At 72.9% G+C, this 15,625-nt stretch carries 14 protein-coding genes; 7 read left to right on the top strand and 7 right to left on the bottom strand.

What is annotated here, in order from left to right; all coding sequences use genetic code 11:
* Positions 1–340: 340 nt before the first annotated feature.
* Entirely contained in the window at positions 341–1,288 is a 948-nt protein-coding gene (locus ACFRCG_RS24755) for a DUF6114 domain-containing protein (RefSeq protein WP_380034875.1), read from the top strand.
* A gap of 18 nt (positions 1,289–1,306) precedes the next feature.
* On the opposite strand, the gene ACFRCG_RS24760 is transcribed toward ACFRCG_RS24755, so the two are convergent.
* Positions 1,307–2,248 carry a ribose-phosphate diphosphokinase gene (locus ACFRCG_RS24760; RefSeq protein WP_380034878.1) on the bottom strand — a complete coding sequence of 314 codons (942 nt, stop codon included), beginning with the start codon at positions 2,246–2,248 and terminating at the stop codon, positions 1,307–1,309.
* A 175-nt stretch (positions 2,249–2,423) separates the two neighbouring features.
* Entirely contained in the window at positions 2,424–3,359 is a 936-nt protein-coding gene (locus tag ACFRCG_RS24765; protein ID WP_380034881.1) for a hypothetical protein, read from the bottom strand.
* 237 nt (positions 3,360–3,596) lie between these two features.
* Here ACFRCG_RS24765 and ACFRCG_RS24770 point away from each other — a divergent pair, with 237 nt between their 5' ends.
* Together ACFRCG_RS24770 and ACFRCG_RS24775 are read left to right on the top strand one after the other, a co-directional pair.
* Positions 3,597–4,271 carry a papain-like cysteine protease family protein gene (locus ACFRCG_RS24770; RefSeq protein WP_380034883.1) on the top strand — a complete coding sequence of 225 codons (675 nt, stop codon included), beginning with the start codon at positions 3,597–3,599 and terminating at the stop codon, positions 4,269–4,271.
* 4 nt (positions 4,272–4,275) lie between these two features.
* Positions 4,276–5,094, top strand: a complete 819-nt coding sequence (locus ACFRCG_RS24775; RefSeq protein ID WP_380034886.1) for a hypothetical protein — start codon at positions 4,276–4,278, stop codon at positions 5,092–5,094.
* A gap of 120 nt (positions 5,095–5,214) precedes the next feature.
* On the opposite strand, the gene argS is transcribed toward ACFRCG_RS24775, so the two are convergent.
* From argS to ACFRCG_RS24795, 4 genes are all read right to left on the bottom strand, one after another.
* The gene (gene argS, locus ACFRCG_RS24780) at positions 5,215–6,939 is read right to left on the bottom strand and encodes an arginine--tRNA ligase (protein ID WP_380034889.1); all 1,725 of its coding nucleotides are present in this window, start codon (positions 6,937–6,939) and stop codon (positions 5,215–5,217) included.
* Positions 6,940–7,011: 72 nt separating this feature from the next.
* Positions 7,012–7,620: a TetR family transcriptional regulator C-terminal domain-containing protein gene (locus ACFRCG_RS24785; RefSeq protein WP_380034892.1), complete on the bottom strand. Its 609-nt coding sequence runs from the start codon at positions 7,618–7,620 to the stop codon at positions 7,012–7,014.
* A gap of 116 nt (positions 7,621–7,736) precedes the next feature.
* Positions 7,737–9,134, bottom strand: coding sequence for a gluconate:H+ symporter (locus tag ACFRCG_RS24790; RefSeq protein ID WP_380034895.1), 1,398 nt, complete (start codon positions 9,132–9,134; stop codon positions 7,737–7,739).
* Complete coding sequence (locus ACFRCG_RS24795) at positions 9,131–9,685, bottom strand: gluconokinase (protein WP_380034897.1); 555 nt, start codon at positions 9,683–9,685, stop codon at positions 9,131–9,133. Before ACFRCG_RS24795 ends, ACFRCG_RS24790 begins: the two co-directional genes overlap by 4 nt.
* Before the next feature lie 152 nt (positions 9,686–9,837).
* Here ACFRCG_RS24795 and ACFRCG_RS24800 point away from each other — a divergent pair, with 152 nt between their 5' ends.
* The 3 genes from ACFRCG_RS24800 to ACFRCG_RS24810 all read left to right on the top strand — a co-directional run bounded on the left by ACFRCG_RS24800 (position 9,838) and on the right by ACFRCG_RS24810 (position 12,347).
* Complete coding sequence (locus ACFRCG_RS24800) at positions 9,838–10,566, top strand: FadR/GntR family transcriptional regulator (protein WP_380034900.1); 729 nt, start codon at positions 9,838–9,840, stop codon at positions 10,564–10,566.
* 227 nt (positions 10,567–10,793) lie between these two features.
* Positions 10,794–11,384, top strand: coding sequence for a lytic polysaccharide monooxygenase (locus ACFRCG_RS24805; protein WP_380034903.1), 591 nt, complete (start codon positions 10,794–10,796; stop codon positions 11,382–11,384).
* 294 nt (positions 11,385–11,678) lie between these two features.
* Positions 11,679–12,347, top strand: a complete 669-nt coding sequence (locus ACFRCG_RS24810; RefSeq protein WP_380034905.1) for a class I SAM-dependent methyltransferase — start codon at positions 11,679–11,681, stop codon at positions 12,345–12,347.
* A 13-nt stretch (positions 12,348–12,360) separates the two neighbouring features.
* Here ACFRCG_RS24810 and ACFRCG_RS24815 read toward each other — a convergent pair whose 3' ends face one another.
* Complete coding sequence (locus tag ACFRCG_RS24815; RefSeq protein WP_380034908.1) at positions 12,361–14,301, bottom strand: DUF2264 domain-containing protein; 1,941 nt, start codon at positions 14,299–14,301, stop codon at positions 12,361–12,363.
* A 240-nt stretch (positions 14,302–14,541) separates the two neighbouring features.
* Here ACFRCG_RS24815 and ACFRCG_RS24820 point away from each other — a divergent pair.
* Positions 14,542–15,625: substrate-binding domain-containing protein (locus ACFRCG_RS24820; protein WP_380034911.1), on the top strand; the 1,084-nt coding region annotated here is incomplete at its 3' end.

Raw genomic sequence — 15,625 nt, forward strand, 5'->3', positions numbered from 1 at the left:
TACGCACAGCGTCGAAGGCCGCTCCGCTCCGCGTCCCCCGGCATCGCCCGCGGCACCGAAATCCGGCCCCGCCCCGATGTGCAACGACGCGTCCCGGCCCACTCGCGTGCGTGCGCGTTGCCTCGGCGACTCGTGAACGGCCCGGTCCCACGAGAGGGGAACACAGTGTCCGCACGAAACGGCTCGGCATCGGAACGCGACCTCGGTACGGGCGGCCCGTCGGCGCGGGCCGACGAGGGCGGCGCCGGCTGCTTCTGACCCCGATCCCATCACCGCGGCCTGCCTCTTGCGCTGCCGCCGCCGCTCGCGCTCGCACGTCACCTCCGGAGGACGGAACGACATGGAGCCCAGATCGAGGTTGGACCGCTACCTGCCGTTTCGGGTCGAGCGGCGGGTGGTGCGCCGATGGCGGCGCACCCGGCCGTTCTGGAGCGGGGTGTATCCGATCGCGGGCGGCCTGGAGATCCCGGCCGTCGCGCTGTCCCCGCTGCCGGTGATGATCAGCCTGGGGATCGCCGGCATCGCGAGCCCGGCGATCGGGGTGATCCTGATCGTCGCCGGGCTGTTCATGTGGTTCGCGCCCCGACACCGGCACTTCGTCGGGATCTTCGCGATGATCGTCTCGATCCCGTCGTTCGTGGCGGCCAACCTCGGCGGCTTTCTGCTCGGCATGCTGCTCGGCGTGCTCGGCGTGCTCGGCAGCGCGATGGGCGTCGCGTGGCGGCCGAACCGGGTGTCCGCCGGCGGCGAGACCGTGACGATGGCCGTGTTGCTGCCCCTGCTGCTCGTCGCGTCCGTTCTCGGCCCGGGCGAGAACCGGGCCGGAGCGGTGGCGCACGGCGGCAGCCGGACCGCCACCACCACCGCCGCGCCGGCGGCCGAGCACATCGTCGTCGGCGCCACACCCCCGGCGATCACCGCGAGCTTCTTCGCCCCGGTCGGCTTCGCCCTGGCCGGGGTGACCACCCTGAACACCGCGCGCGGGCCGTTACGCGTACTGGTGTTGACCATGGACTCGGCCCGCCTGCGCGACTATCGCCTGTCCACCCGGGACGGCGCCGGACCGGGGATGCGCATCGACACCACCCGGCTCGACCTGGACGGGCACGTACGGATCTACCTGACCAGGCTGCACGGCTGCATCGAGGGCGTGCTCTGCCTCGACTTCGCGGCCGACGGCCTGCCGCTGCCGCCGATCATCCCGCCGTTCGTATTCATGACCGACGTCCGCGCCGAACAGGCGCTGGTCCGCACCGACCGGATCACCACGGACCTGAAGCTCACCTGAGCGGGCTCGACCCCACCGTCACATGTCGAACAGCGCGCTGACGCTCTCCCCGTTGTGGATCCGGCGCACCGCCTCGGCCAGAGCGGGGGCGATGGACAACACCCGGAGTTTGTCGGTGTGTTGCTCGGCGGGGATCGGGACGGTGTTCGTACAGACGATTTCGAGCACGTCGGATTGATCGGACAGGCGCCCCAGCGCGCCCGCCGCGAACAGCCCGTGGGTACACGCGACGCGGATCGAGCGGGCACCCAACTCGCGCAACCGTTCCAGGAGTTCCAGGACGGTGCTGCCCTTGGCGATCTCGTCGTCCAGGACGATCACATCACGGCCGGCGATCTCGCCGATCACCGAGCTGATCGCCACCCGGTCGTCGGCGAACCGTTGCTTGGCCCCGGCGGCGACCTGGGCGCCGAGCATCCGGGCGAAGGCCGCGGCCTCCTTGGCATTGCCCAGGTCGGGGGAGACCACGGTGGTGTTGGACAGGTCGTACCGGCGGAAGTGGGCGGCCAACTCGCGCAGCGCGTGCAGGTGGTCGACCGGGACCGAGAAGAACCCGTGCACCTGCGGCGAGTGCAGGGTCATCGCCAGCACCCGGCTCGCCCCCGAGGCGACCATGAGGTCGGCGACCAACCGGCCGCCGATCGAGATGCGCGGCGCGTCCTTCTTGTCCGAACGCGCGTACGCGTAGTGCGGCATGACCACGGTGATCCGACCCGCCGAGGCGCCGCGCGCGGCGTCGCACATCAGCAGCAGCTCGACCAGGTTCTCCTGCACGGGGGCGACCAGCGGCTGGATCAGGAAGACGTCGTGCTCACGGCAGTTGGCCTGAAGCTGCACCTCGAGGCAGTCGTTCGCGAATCTGTTCACCCGGGTGGGGCTCAGCGGGACACCCAGCTGCGCGCAGACCTGGGCGGCCAGTTCGGGGTGTGCGCTACCACTGAATACGGCGATCTCTCGCACGTGGCGCTCCTTCCGCGAGAAGTGCTTCGGCATGCCCGCCACATGCTATGGGCCCGCGGCCGAGCCGCCGAATCCGCCCCGGGGCGCACACCCGACGTACGGGCGGTGCGGCCCGGGTGGACCACCCCGCCCGCCGGAGCGGCGGAGCCGCCGCCTCACCGGATGTCGGCGCCGCTCAGGTCCAGTCCCAGCCGATCCCGAGCAGGCCCGGGCCGACGTCCTGTTCGGCCAGGTGGACGATGCAGTGGCGGCCGTTCAGGGTCAGGTCGCGTCGGCCGGCGCGCGGCCCGGTCGCCGTGCTCTGTGTGAAGCGGCGGCAGTGCACGGGTAGTGCGGTCGGGTCGAAACGCACCTGGAGCACGTACTGCCCGCAGGGGAAGGTGAATCCGCGGACGTACTCGTTGCTCGGTCCGCCCGTGCCGTCCTCGAAGCCGTAGCCGAACACGTAGGTGTCACCGGCCCGCAACCGCGCGTCGAACAACAACTCCGCGACCAGCACGGCCGAATCGCCACTCCACCGCACCCGGCCCACCCGGCAGTTCTCGTTCGCCCGCACCCGTACCCGCTCGGGGGCGCAGCCCGGGTCGCCGACGTGGATGGCGAGATAGCGGTCCACTCCGTCGCGGTGCGCGCGCACCACGTGTTGCGAGGCGCGGCCCTGGAGTTCGCGGGCCGGGCCGACCCGGACCCGCTCCAACTGGCAGACGGTGTGCAGTCCGCCGTCGGCCGGCGACTCCAGATCGGTGAGCAACCGCCCCAGCGAGCCGGACTCCTCGACCACCGCGCGATACGGCCGGGACGCGGTGCGCTCGCCGGTCGGCGGTTCGAGCAGCCGGGTCAGCGCACGCGGCGGCAACTCCAGGACCTCCTCCAACGCCCGTACGGCGCGCAACGATTCGGCGCGCTGTGGACGCCGGGCGCCCTGCTGCCAGTAGCTGAGACTGGTCACCCCGACGTGTACGCCGCGCTGGGCCAGCCGGTGTTGCACGCGGTGCAGGGCGAGGCCGCGCGCGGCCAGTGCCGCGCGCAACGCCAGATGGAACGGGCCCGCGCGCAACGCCCTCGCCAGTTCCGCTTCGACCGGATCGGGTCGGGTATCGGTCCGCGACATCGCTCGCCTCCCTTGTGAACGTTCACGGCCGTCCGGTCGGGGCCGGCGGTCCCGGCCGAGGTGTCCCGCTCGACCGGTCGCATGTCGTTCACACGCCGGTCGAGACGTTCACACCACCGCTTCACCCCGCATTGAAGCGTCTTGAAAGACACCACGACAACACCCGATGCTCCACCTTGCGGCGTCCGGACGCGCGCCACGTTCCACCTCTCGTCCCTCCGTTACGGAAGGAACGCCATGACTCGAACGTCCCCACGCACGGGCCCCGCGTCCGGTCGGCGCGGTGCCGCGGTGACCCTCGCCGTGGTCGCCCTGCTCTCCGCGCTGTTCGCGGTACCGTCGGCGGCTTCCGCCACCACGTCCACCTCCGCCGCCGGCTCCGGCTCCGCTTCCGCCTCCGTCGCGACCGACGTCGCGGCGCCGGTCGCGCTCGGCGCCAAGCGGCTGAACATCACGATGCAGGCCCAGCAGAAGAGCAACTGGTGCTGGGCGGGAGCCGGCAACACGATCGCGACCTGGTACGGCCGCGGCTACAGCCAGAACCAGTTCTGCAACGCGGCATTCGGCCGATCCCAGAACACCGAGTGCCCCAACTCCCAGGCCAACCTGGGCAACGTGCAGAACGCGCTGAACTGGGCCGGGATCAACTCCGGCTCCTATGTGAACGGCTGGCTCCAGTACAGCACCGTACAGACCGAGATCAACGCCAACCGGCCGATCGAGACCCGGATCCAATGGTCGTCCGGCGGCGGGCACATGCACGTGATCTACGGCTACGACACCGCGCAGAGCTGGGTCTACTGGGGCGACCCGTGGCCGTCGAGCACCCGCTACAACTGGGCGTCGCACAACTGGTACGTGAACAACAACCAGTTCTCCTGGACCCACTCGCTCTACCGGATCGGAGCGTGACGCCATGACCACAGGCCCCATCAAGCGTCTGTTCGCGGCCGGCACCCTGGCCGCGGCGCTCACCCTGACGCTCACTCCCCAGACCGCGCACGCCGCGTCCGTTCCCGCCCCGCCGGCGCCGGACGCGGCGAGCGTGAGCGCGGCCCGGGACGTGGTCGCCGCGCCGGGCACGCTGGACACGCTGGCCAGGTTCTTCGCCCGGGACGGCGCACCCGCGGCGCCGAACGCGGCGCCCAGGATCGACGGCGACGTGGTCGCCGTGTACACGTTGTCCCCGGAGTTCGTCGCGGCCCGACCGGGCGCGGCGGCGGTACCGATCGCCCGGCGGGAGTTCCTGGCGGGCACGGCGGTCGCCGCGGACGGCCGCCGGGCGTCGGTCTGGACGGCCGACACCGCGCAGGGTCCGCAGGTGGTCAACATCGCCGAGGGTGACGACGAGGCCCGCTACGTCGCCACCGGGGCGCGGTTGGCACCCGGCGGGGTGGTCTTCCGCGAGCCGCAGATCAACGCCTGGTACGTACAGGCCGGTGACCGGGTGTCGCCCCTCAACGCCGACGCCGAGCATGCGATCGGCGCGGGCGGTAGCACCGTCGCGGCCTACCAGCGGCGGGTACACCGGGCGTACGCCGACAAGTTGCCCGGTTCCGGCTACGACGCGAAGGGGTTGGCGGGCGGCTTCGGGCCCACCGACCCGGGTGCGGCGCGGTCCGGTACCGACGACGACCCGTTCGGCGTGGCACCCACCGCGTTCGCCGCGGCCGGGTTGCTCGGTGCGGCGGGTCTGGGCGGCGTCGTGGTGCGGGTGCGGCGGCGCCGTTCCTGAACCCGGGCCGACGCCGGTGCCGTCGCCGGCGGCGTGAGCAGGGCCTTCCCGGCCTCGGGGAGTCGGGTCTCCACCCCCGCCGACTCCCTTGCCGGGAAGGCCCTTTCGCGCCGCGCCGCACTACATGCGGTCGGGCGCCTCGATGCCGAGCAGGTCCAGGCCGAGGGCCAGGGTGCGGGCGGTGAGGTCGCAGAGGGCCAGCCGGGAGTCGCGGATCCCGGGCTCCGCGCGCAGCACCGGACATCTTTCGAAGAACGTGGTGAACGCGGTGGCCAGGGCGAACAGGTACTGCGTGAGCCGGTGGAAGTCCAACGACGCGCCCACCGCCTCGATCACCTCGGGCAGCGCGAGCAGACGCAGGGCCAACTCCCGTTCGGCCGGCTCGCGCACGATCGGCACGACGTTCGAGTCCGGCCTCTCGACGCCGGCTCGGCGCAGGATCGACAGGCTCCGGACCCGGGCGTACTGGAGATACGGCGCGGTGTTGCCGTCGAAGGCGAGCATACGGTCGTAGTCGAAGCGGTAGTCCTTGCGCCGATCCGCCGACAGGTCGCCGTACTTGACCGCGCCGATGCCGACCGCGCGGGCCACCTCCGCCCGGGTCTTCGCGTCCAGGTCCGGGTTCTTCCCGGCGATCGCCGCCCGCGCCCGGGCCACCGCCTCGTCGAGCAGGTCCGCCAGCTTGACCGACGCGCCCGCCCGAGTCCGCAGGATCCGGCCGTCGTCGCCCAACACGTAGCCGAAGTCGACGTGTTCGACCCGGGTGGGCGCGGTCAGCCAGCCCATGGACCGCGCGGTCGCGAAGACCATCTCCAAGTGCTCGCGCTGCGGCGCGCCGATGACGTACAGCAGCCGAGTCGCGCCCTCCTCGCGCACGCGCTGCCGCACGGCGGCCAGGTCGGTGGCGGCGTAGTTGAAGCCGCCGTCGCTCTTGCGCACGATCAGCGGCAGCGGCTCACCCTCGCGGTTGGTGAAACCGTCGGGGAAGACGCACTGCGCGCCCTCGCTCCGGCGCAGCAGGCCGGCCGCGGCCAACTCCTCGATCACGGAAGGGAGTCGGTCGTTGTAGTGGCTCTCGCCGAAGAAGTCGTCCTCGGTGAGCCGCACGCCCAGGCGGGTGTAGACGGCGGTGAAGTATGCCTTGGACCCGGCGACCAGCACGTGCCACAGACGCAGCGTGGTCGGATCGCCCGCCTGGAGCGCGACCACCCGCCGGCGCGAGCGCTCCCGGAACGCCTCGTCGGCGTCGAACGCGCGGCGGGCGGCCTGGTAGAAGCCGGTCAGGTCGCCGACGGACAACTCGTGCGCCGCCTCGGCCTCGCCGATGTCGAGCAGGTGCTCGATGAGCATGCCGAACGGGGTGCCCCAGTCGCCGAGATGGTTGCGCCGCAGCACGGTGTGGCCCTGCCAGTCCAGGATCCGCACGGCCGCGTCGCCGATGATCGTCGAGCGCAGGTGGCCGACGTGCATCTCCTTGGCGGTGTTGGGGCCGGAGTAGTCGACGAGGACGGTCTCGGGACGGTCGGTGCGGGGCACGCCGAGCCGGGGGTCGGCGGCGATGTCCGCGAGCAGTGCGCCGAGTCGGGCGGGGTCGAGGTCGAGTTCGATGAAGCCGGGTCCGGCGACGCGGGCCGTCGGGCACAGGTCGCCGAGTCGGGCCAGGCGGAGGACGTCGGCCGCCACCTCGCGCGCGTCGCGGTCCAGGCGTCGGCCCAGGGCCAGGGCCCCGTCGCACTGGAAGTCCGCGTGCCGGCCGCGGCGTATCGACGGATCGACGGGCGCACCCGCGACCTGTGCGAACGCCGGGGCCAGCCGCTCGATAAGCAGCTTCTCCGGATTGACCATGCCCGGAAGTTAGCCGACTCGGCGTGCCGCGCTCACCTGGATTTCCGGCGCCCGCGCGGCGATCGGCGCTGTTCAGGGATCGTCGGCGGGCGGGGCCGGGCGGGTGATGCGGTCCAGTTCGGCGGTGAGTGTGCGCGCCGCCGTCTCGGTCGACATGCGGTCGGGGTAGAGCAGGACGTGCACGCTCAAGCCGTCGATCAGCGCGAGCAGGCCGGCGGCGACGGCGTCCACGTCGACGCCGTCGACGAGTTCGCCGTCGTCGCGGGCGTCGGCCAGGACGCCGCGCACGATCACGCTCAGGTCCTCGCGTTCGCGCCGGTTGTTCTCGGCAACCTTGGCGCTGACCCGGGCCCGATGCCACACGGCCAGTTCCAGGACGGTTTCGTCGACCCGGCCCGGGTCGAGCGGGAGCAGGTCGGTCAGTCCCTCGCGCAGCGCGGCCAGGCCGAAGCGGCCGGCGGTGAGGTCGAAGAAGCGCCGGGCGATGCGCCGGTGCGACCAGTGCACGGCGGCGAGCAGGACGTCGTCGGCGTCGGCCAGACCGAGGTCGGCCACGGGCGGTTCGAGCGCGGCGGCGACCCGTTCGGGCGCGACCGCCGCGCCGGCGCCCGCGACCACCAGTCGGAAGGCGGCGGCGCGCACCCGGTCCTCGTCACGAGCTGCATCCCGGGGGCCCGACATAGCGGCAGCCTACGGCCTGACCGGGCGATTGCGGTGGACCCGGCGCCGGGGCGCGGCCGGCGTCCGTCGCTCCGGCGATCGGTGGGGACCCTTGGTGGGCCACGACCTTCGTCGGGCTACAACACCAGCGACAACAACAGCACGAAGCCGCCTGCGACCACCGAGATGATCGTCTCCATCAGCGACCAGGTCTTGATCGTCTGTCCGACGTTCATCCCGAAGTATTCCTTGACCAACCAGAACCCGGCGTCGTTGAGGTGGCTGAAGAACAACGACCCGGCGCCCACGGCCAAAACGAGCAGGGCGGTGTGCGTGGTGCTCATGTCCGCCGCCAGCGGTGCCACCAGGCCGGCCGCCGAGATGGTGGCCACCGTCGCGGATCCGGTGGCCAGGCGGATGGCGACCGCGATCAGCCAGGCCAACAGCAGCGGCGAGATGGACCAGTCCTCGGAGATGTCCAGGATCATCCGGCCCACGCCGACGTCGACCAGGGTCTGCTTGAAGCCGCCGCCCGCGCCCACGATGAGCAGGATCCCGGCGATCGGCAACAGCGCCTTCTCGACGGTGCTCGCGAGCCGGTCGCGGCGAAAGCCCGCCGCCCGGCCGAGGGTGAACATCGCCACCAGCACCGCGGACAGCAGCGCGATCAGCGGTGAGCCGACCACGTCGGCGACCCGCTGGACCCGGTCGGCGGGATCGTCCACGACGATGTCGACCAGGGCCTTGCCGAGCATCAGTACGACGGGCAGCAGCACGGTGGACACGGTGACCGCGAAGCTCGGCCGGCGCTCCAACTCCTCCGAGGGCCGCTCCGGGGTGAGCTGCTCCGGCGGCGCGATGTCCACCCAGCGGGCGGCGTAGCGGCCGAACAGCGGGCCGGCGATGGCCAGCGTCGGGATGGCGACCACCACGCCGAGCGCGAGCACCACGCCCAGGTCGGCGTGGATCGCGTCGATCGCGGCCAGCGGCCCGGGGTGCGGCGGGACCAGGCCGTGCATGACGGACAGGCCGGCCAGGGCCGGGATGCCGACCCGCATCAGCGAGTGGTTGCCGCGCTTGGCCACGAGCAGCACCACCGGGATCAGCAGGACCACGCCGACCTCGAAGAACAGCGGCAGCCCGATGATGCCCGCGATCAGCGCCATCGCCCACGGCATGGTGCGATCGCTCGCCTTGGCCAGGATGGTGTCCACGATCTGGTCGGCGCCGCCGGAGTCCGCGAGGAGTTTGCCCAGGATCGCGCCGAGCGCGATCAGTACGCCCACGCCCGCGACAGTGGAGCCGAGCCCGGAGGTGAAGCTCGCGATCGTCTTGTCCATCGGCGCGGCGGCGACCGCGCCGAGGACGAGCGAGCCGATGGTGAGGGCGAGGAAGGCGTGCAGCTTGAGGCTGCCGATCAGCAGGACGATGACGCCGATGCCGACGAGGACGGCCAGGCCCAGTTGGGCGTGTCCGGCCGAGGTGATCGGCGCGGCCGGAGCCGCCGCCAGTGCCGGCAGGTCGATGGTGCTCATGGGGTTCCCTGATTCGGATTCCGGTGTGTGTCCGGATTGCGCGGTATCTCCAGGCGGCGCAGCGCGGCGACGGCCTGGGCGGTGAGGGTGGACGGGCCGGGGGTGATGTCGAGGGAGACACCCGCTTCGTCCGGCTCCAGTGGTTGCAGGTCGGCGAACTGCGAGTCGAGCAGCGTCTCCGGCATGAAGTGGCCGGTGCGCTCGTGCAGCCGCTCGGCGATCAGGGCGCGGTCGCCGGCGAGGTGGACGGTGATCGCGTCGGGCGCGGCGCGGCGCAGCCGGTCGCGGTAGGCCCGCTTGAGGGCCGAGCAGCCGACCACGCCTCCGGTGTCGGCGTGTGCGCCGAGCCAGTCGCCGATGGCGTCCAGCCAGGGTGCGCGGTCCACGTCGTCCAGTGGGATCCCGGCCGACATCTTGGCGATGTTGGCGGGCGGGTGGAAGTCGTCCGCGTCCGCGTAGGGCACCCGCAGTTCGGTGGCCAGGAGGCGACCGACGGTGGACTTGCCCGTGCCGGACACACCCATGACGACCACGACGTGGGGTGCGCTCATCGATACCTCGCTGTCTCGGCCCGGCCGGCCCGGCTCGTGCCGGGCGCCGTCCCATACCCAAACCCAAAGGTAGTACTTAATCAAGCCTTCGATGCAATTAAGTAATACATAATCGCATCGGCTCGGCGGGCCCCGCCCAGTAGGGTGACGCCATGGAGAACGAGGGCCGGGGCTTGCATATGAAGGTGCTGGAATCCCTCGGGCCCGCCATCGCGGCCGGCGCCTACCCGGCGGGCACGGTGCTGCGCACCGACGAGCTGGAAGAGCGCTTCGAGGTCTCCCGCACCGTGGTCCGCGAGGCCGTGCGGGTGCTGGAATCCATGCGGCTGGTCGAGTCGCGCCGGCGCGTGGGCGTCACCGTACGCCCGCCCGAGCAGTGGAACGTCTTCGATCCGTACGTGATCCGCTGGCGCCTGGCCGGCGCCGACCGTCCGCGCCAACTGCGGTCGCTGACCGAACTGCGCTCGGCGATCGAACCCGCCGCCGCCGCGCTGGCCGCCCGGTTCGCCACGCCGGCCCAGTGCGCCGCGCTGACCGGGCACGCGCTCGGCATGGTCTCCACCTCGCGCGGTCGGCGGTTGCCGGCATACCTCGTGCACGACATCGCCTTCCACCGGGAGATCCTCACCGCCTCCGGCAACGAGATGTTCGCCCGCCTGGGCGACGTGGTCGCCGAGGTGCTGAGCGGACGCACCCACCACCACGTGATGTTCCCCGACCCGGACCCGCCGGCCGTCACCCTGCACGTGCGGGTCGCCGAGGCGATCCGCGAGGGCGACGCGGTCGCCGCCGAGCGGTTGACCCGGGAGATCACCGTCGGGGCGATGGCCGAACTCGAGGTGTTGGCGCCGGAGTCCGGGCAACCGGCCGGGCGCGGCTGACGTCGGGGATCACCAACCCCCCGATATCCCCCCGAAGATCACCAACCACCTTGTACCAAAAGGGACTTCGTTACCCGCGCCGGCGTCCGAACCATTGACCGATTGGTCTGGACCTCTTAACTTGAGGAACGTAATACGGATGTGAACACGCGGTGAAATGAGGCGTGCGACGCGGACCCGGACCGTTCGAACGTCCTTCGCATTCACTCGTCCCCAAGGAGAGTTCCATGCGTACAAGGACCATCCTGACGGCGATGGCCGTGCCGGCCGTCTCGGTTCCCCTGATCCTGGCCGGCACCGCCAGCGGCCACGGGTGGGTCACCAGCCCGCCCAGCCGGGCCGCCTACTGCGCCAACGGCACCGTCACCAACTGCGGCGAGATCCAGTGGGAGCCGCAGAGCGTCGAGGGCCCCAAGGGCTTCCCCACCCGCGGCCCCGCCGACGGCACCCTGTGTGCGGGCGGCAACAGCCGCTTCGCCGAACTGGACGACCCGCGTGGCGGCGCGTGGCCGACCTCCCAGCTGGCCTCCGGCTCGAGCAAGACCTTCACCTGGAAGCTCACCGCGCGGCACGCGACCACGTCGTTCCGCTACTTCATCACCAAGGCGAGCTGGTCGCCCAGCCAGAAGATCACCCGGGCCCAGTTGGAGAGCACCCCCTTCCTGACCGTCCCCTACAACGGCGTACAGCCGGGTTCCGTCGTCTCGCACACCGGCACGATCCCCGGCGGGCGCAGCGGCCGGGCCGTGGTCCTCGCGGTCTGGGACATCGCGGACACCGGCAACGCCTTCTACCAGTGCACGGATGTGACGCTCTGATCCGGCAGCCCGAGTAGTCCGAGCAGCCCGAGCAGCCCGAGCAGCCCGAGTGGCCCGGGCGGTTCGGACGGCACACCATCGCGAACGTGCCGGTGGGTCACCGCGATGCGGCGGCCCACCGGCCCACGCACGTTCGCGATGCCCTGCCTCCGGCAGGCCCCGTTTGCCGACTCGGCAACAAGGTTTGTCACGCGACCCCCGCCGGGCGGACCATGCGCACGGGCGACGGACCACGCGCCGCCCGCCCGGTCGCGCCGACCGGGCACACCGCCATCGCCCTGGAGGACGTCCGCGATGACCGACGACAAGCCCCCGACCGCCGAGCCGTCGACCGCCCCGCTCACGCCCGCCGAGTCGTGGGACGCGCGCTACGCGGAGAAGGAGCGGATCTGGAGCGGCAAGCCGAACGCCGCGCTCGTCCGCGAGACCGCCGACCTGCCGCCCGGCCGGGCCCTGGACCTGGGCTGCGGCGAGGGGGCCGACGCGATCTGGCTGGCCGGACGCGGCTGGCGGGTGACCGGCGTCGACGTCTCCCGGATCGCCCTGGAGAGGGCCGCCGTCCACGCCGAGGAGGCGCGGGTCGCCGACCTGGTCGACTGGCAGTGGCACAACCTGGACGAGACGTTCCCCGAGGGCGACTTCGACCTGATCTCGGCGCACTTCCTGCACTCGCACGCCGGCATCGACCGCGACCGCATCCTGCGCGAGGCGGTCGCGGCGGTCGCCCCGGGCGGGGTGTTGTTGGTCGTCGGGCACTGCGGACTGCCGCCGTGGGAGACCGCCCCGACGCCCGACATGGCGCTCCCCACGCCCGACGAGGTGCTGGCCTCGCTCGAACTCCCGGACGGGGAGTGGGAGGTGCTGCGCAGCGAGGAGCACGAGCGCGTCCAGAACGACCCCGAGGGCCGGCCGGTCACCCGCATCGACAACACGCTGATGGTGCGCCGCCTGCCGAAGACCTGAACCTCCCCGGCCGTCAGGCCGGTTCGTGGGCGACCGAGCACTCTCCCGACGCGGACACGCGCACCCGGCCGACCGCACCGTCGCCCCACCGGATGTCCACACCCCACCCGGCGTCCGCGCCCGGCGCCGGCTCCGTCACGCGCGGCGCCGGACCGGGCGGGGTGTCGGCCCAGGTCAGGGACAGCGCGGTGACCAGCGGGCCGGTCGTCGCGACACCGTCGAGTGCGGCCACCTCGGCCGCCGCGCCGAACGCCGTCCCGTGCGGCGCCGGGTGGATCGTGGCCCGGTCCCAGCCCAGCAGACCGGTGAGGTCGGCGTGTACGGCGTCGGTGCGCACCCACGCCCGCGGCCCGTCCGCCGAGGAGCGCAGGTCCGCGCCGGACGCCGCCGCCGGGGCCCATCCCGTCTCGCGCACCGCCGTACCGGCCGGCGCCTGGACCCGGTGCACGCGCACCTCGTACGCACCGCGCACCACGGCGACCGACACGACCCGGGTGTCCGGAACCGGCTTCCCGTCGAGTGTGGGTACGTGCGCCGAGGCCGCCCAGTGCGACCCGGCGCCCAGCGGCTCGACCCGGCCGCGCTCGGTGACCCGACCGTCGAGGACCAGGCCCAGGTGGTTGTCGGCGAGGTCGCCGTCGCGGGTGGGGCCGGTCGCCGCGGAGTAGGACAGGCGGGCGTACAGCGGGTCGTCGGGGGCGAGTTCGCCGCTCGGCGCGGCCGGCTGGTGGTCGGCGCCGTGGTTGAGCAACCGCGCCGAGCCCCCGCCGGAGTGTACGAGCAGACCCGGCCCGGGCAGCCCGAACCCGCTCTCCGCGCTCTCCGTCTCGGCCGGCCCCGCGCACTCGGTCGCGGTCCACACCTCGTGGTCCTCGGGCAGCAGCAGCCCGACGAAGCCCTTGGCCGCCCAGTACGGCGACGCCGAGCCCGAATAGGACTGCACGGTCGCCGGGTCGGGGCCGTACCAACCCAGGGACAGCAGGCCGTCCGGGGCCGCGGCGCCCCGATCGAGGAAGTGCCGCAACACGCCGCTCGCCAGCCGCCGCGTGGTGCCGGGGGAGTAGGGCGTGGCGTCCACCAGCGCGCCCAGCCACAACGGCGCCGCCGCGGCGAACCGGTAGGTCAGCGAGCGCCCCTGGTGCAGCGGCGCGCCGGCGCGGTCGAACAGGCGCCCGTAGCCGGTCAGGAACGTGTGCAGCCGCTCGCGCCGGACCGGATCGAGCGGCTCGCCCGCCACCACCGCGCACAGCAGCGGGTACAGGTGCAGGGCCCAGCCGTTGTAGTGGTCGAAGTAGCGGCCCGCGCCGTCGGTGTACCAGCCGTCGCCGACGTACCAGTCCTCGATCCGGGCCGAACCGCGCTCGATCGCCGTGCGGGCCTGTTCGCGATATCGGCCGGCCGCCTCCAGGAAGGTGCCGACCGCGACCGGGAAGAGCCACCAGTTGTTGTCCACCGGCTCGTGCCGCAGGGCGCCCGCCAGCCAGTCGGCGGCCCGCTCCCGGGTGGGCTCGTCCAACCGGTCCCACAGGTGGGCCTTCGTCAGATGCAGGGCCAGCGCCACCGACGCGGCCTCCACCATCGCCTGGCCGCGGTCGACCACGGCCGGCCAGGACTCCGGATCCGCCGTGCCCGGTGCGGCGGTTCCCGCCCGCAGACCGTCGGCGTACGGTTCGAGCAGGCCGGCCGGGACGGGCCGGCCGCAGGCCGCGGCACCGGCCGCGCGCAGCGCCGCGAGCAGGAAGGTGCGGGCGTAGCCCTCCAGGCCGTCGGAGCGTGCGCCCGACCAGCTGGTGCGGCCCGGCAGGGTGATCAGCGCGCCGCCGGGGGAGCGGTACGGGCGCACCGCCGCGAGCAGGCCGTCGGCCACCGCTTCCCAGTGCGCGCGCGTCCAGCCGGTGTACGGGCTCAGCGTGCGGTCCTCCGGCGGGAGCACGAAGGGGTGCGGTGTGTTCACGGATCTCCTCGACTCGGCGGTTCGGCCGTCGGCGTGCTCGCGCCGACCGATCGACCGTTCGACCCGTTCGGCCGTCGACACGCTAGGTGGGGTCGATCGATCAGGTCAAGAGTCGGTTTGATCGAACGATCCTTTTCAATCAAAATCGAATGGCGATGCCCTAGGCTGAGGCGGCGGCCGGACAGCAGCCGGACGCCAGGGGGGCACGCCGGGCGCAGGCGTGCGCGACTCGGAAGGACGATGTCCACGGTGTTGGCGGAACAGCGGCAGGAACTCATTCTCAGGACGGCCCGCGAGCGGGGCAGCGTCAAGGTGGTGGAGATCGCCGAGGAGCTGGGCGTCTCCCTGGTCACCGTGCGGCGCGACGTCACCGCGCTGGTGGCGAGCGGGCTGCTCGCGCGGGTACACGGCGGCGCCACGCTGCCGCATGCGCGCCCGGCCGCGCCCACCACCGGCCGGCCTCCCGCGAACGGCCACGACGGCCCGACGATCGGCATGCTCGTCCCGTCCGCCACCTACTACTTCCCGGAGGTGGTGCGCGGCGCCCGGGACGCGGTCGAGGCGATCGGCGGCCGGCTCGTGCTGGGCATCTCGCGCTATCTGCCCGCCGAGGACCGCGATCAGGTCGACCAGCTGCTGCGCGGCGGCGTGGACGGACTGCTGCTGACCCCCTCGCGCGCGCCGGGACCGGGCGGCGAGGACGCGTGGATGGGGAGCCTGCCGGTGCCGGTGGTCCTGGTGGAGCGCCGCGCCGAGATCGGCTCCGGGCTGGAACACCTGGACCGGGTGGCCTCCGACCACGCGCTCGGCGCCGCCCAGGCGGTGCGCCGGCTGGGCACGCTCGGCCACCGGCGCATCCTGCTCGTGGCCCGGTCGGGCAGCCCGACCACGCCCGCCGTGCATGCCGGGTACACCGCCGCGATGGCCGCGCTCGGGCTGACCCCGCCGGATCCGGCCGGGGTGGAGACGCCGCACCCGGGCGAGGACGCGGACGGCTTCGACCGGGCGGTGACGCGGGTGATCGAGGCGGCCCGTACCGGCGCCGCCACCGCCGCGCTGGTGCACAACGACCAGGACGCGCTGCTGCTGGTGTCCCGGCTGCGGGCCGCGGGCCTGGACGTGCCCGGCGACCTGGCGCTGATCGCCTACGACGACGAGGTGGCCGCGCTGGCCGACCCGCCGCTGAGCGCGATCGCGCCGGCCAAGCACGAGGTCGGCCGGATCGCCGTCGAACTCCTTGCCGCGCGGCTCGACGACGGCGACGAGGGGCACGCGCCCCGGCACATCTCGCTGGTGCCGAGGCTGCGGCTGCGGGCGACCACCG

The organism is Embleya sp. NPDC056575 (genome assembly GCF_042793325.1).
Lineage (GTDB): Bacteria > Actinomycetota > Actinomycetes > Streptomycetales > Streptomycetaceae > Embleya.